The organism is Vibrio sp. Vb0937, assembly GCF_033338855.1.
Genome location: NZ_JAWOTK010000110.1, coordinates 1 through 1,785, shown reverse-complemented (window position 1 = coordinate 1,785; position 1,785 = coordinate 1). Strand labels below are relative to the sequence as shown.

Below are 1,785 nucleotides of genomic sequence, written 5' to 3'. Positions count from 1 at the left end.
CCATGAAGAGCGTGCACAGTCCATTGCAACGTCACCACCGCCGACAACCATCACTCGTTTACCTGCACGTGGAAATTGGCGAGTTTCAGAAATCTCTTTCAAGTATTCAACCGCAGAGAACACGCCATCGTTGTCATGACCCGGCAGAGGGATGATCGAACCGACGTGTGCACCGTGAGCCAGAATCACAGCATCATGTTCGTTGCGCAGTGTGTTGAAGCTAATGTCTTTGCCGATCTCAACGCCGAACTGAGTTTTGATACCCAGCATCGCCAAGTAGCTGTATTCGAAATCGATAACGTCGCGTGGTAGACGGTATTCAGGGATCCCCACACGCATCATGCCGCCGTATACGTCTAGCTTTTCGTAAATCGTTACTTCGTGGCCTTGACGACGAAGCTCAATAGCCGCTTGCGCACCAGCAGGGCCTGCACCCACGATCGCGATGTGCTTGTTGGTCAGGGGCGCAATGTTAAGATCCCAGTGATCTTGGTTATCCATTTTCTCTGCGACGAAGCGTTTGATGCCAGCAACGCTGAGCGGCTGACCGAATTCAGTGTTACGACGACAAGAAGCCTCACAAGGGTGTGCACAGATGCGGCCAAGCGTTTGAGGTAGGAATAGTTTGCTGCGGATCAGATCCAAAGCACCTTGGAAATCACCTTCGCCTGCCATGCGAACGTACTGTTTTACGTCTGTGTGCATTGGACATGCGGTTTGACATGCCGGATCGGCATCACCCATACAGCCATCGACAATCATTTGCGCGGTGTCGTATAGCTTTTGGCTAAAAATTACATTGTTCATTAACTGCGGTTTCCGTGTTGATTAGCTCTTGCCGTTGATAACGTTCACTTCAGGATTCTTCTGCTCGTAGTGAGCATGGCTGTACTCGATCCATGAGCCGTCGTAGTTGTAAACGCCTTCTGCACCTAGTACTTCAGTAAGAATCATGGTGGTGTGGGCAGAGCGAACACCAGACTGGCAGTAAGCGATAACTTTCTTGCCTTTGATGATGTCGCCGTAAAGGGCTTGCAGTTCTTCTGCTGATTTCAGCGTCGTGTCTTCGTTCAACGCTTTGGTCCAGTTAATGTGAACACTGCTTGGGATAGTGCCCGGACCGTATGCGCCAGAAACCGCAACTTCACCGTTGAACTCGTCGTTGCCGCGAGTATCTAGGATCACCCAATCAGGGTTGTTTTGCGCTGCGATAACCATGTCTAGCGTTGCTAGGGCATTGTTCTCTTGTTGTGTGTTAGGTGCGTTGTATTCAACCGCTGCAACGCTTTGGTTTGCAGAGCCAGTTGGGTAGCCAGCGCCCATCCAAGCGTTCAAGCCCCCGTCAAGGTAACGAACATCTTGATGGCCAAGGTTATGGATTTGCCAGTAAAGACGCGCAGCATCGTGGTGTGAGCCCGCAGCGTAGACGACGATTGTGCTGTCTGTTGTTGCGCCGAAGCTGCCTAGGATTGTTTCCATTTCTTCTGTGCTATTACTCATACCGCCGAAGTCGTAGGCGTCTTCAGTCGCTGAGTAATCGTTACGCCACATAGTGTAAGAACCAGAAATAGGGCTATCTGGTTTGATAGGGTTTAGCGCACCGATCACAACCACGTCTTTGTCACCATCCATCAGCGATTTCAGTTGTTGTGCAGAAATGAAGTGTTCTGGGTGAGCGTATTGTGTGAACTTCTGCTCTTGAGCAGCAGCATCCACTATTACAGCCTCAGCTGAGAACATCGTATTGTAAGCTGAGTAGCCAACCGCTGCGACAGCGGCCAACAC

At 50.8% G+C, this 1,785-nt stretch carries 2 protein-coding genes; both read right to left on the bottom strand.

All coding sequences use genetic code 11. The annotated features are described in order from the left end of the window. Nucleotides 1–807 (bottom strand): FAD-dependent oxidoreductase (locus R7P67_RS23555; protein WP_318086158.1); only part of this gene is annotated, 807 nt, incomplete at its 3' end. A 21-nt stretch (nt 808–828) separates the two neighbouring features. Continuing rightward, nucleotides 829–1,785 (bottom strand): sulfurtransferase (locus R7P67_RS23550; protein WP_318086157.1); only part of this gene is annotated, 957 nt, incomplete at its 5' end.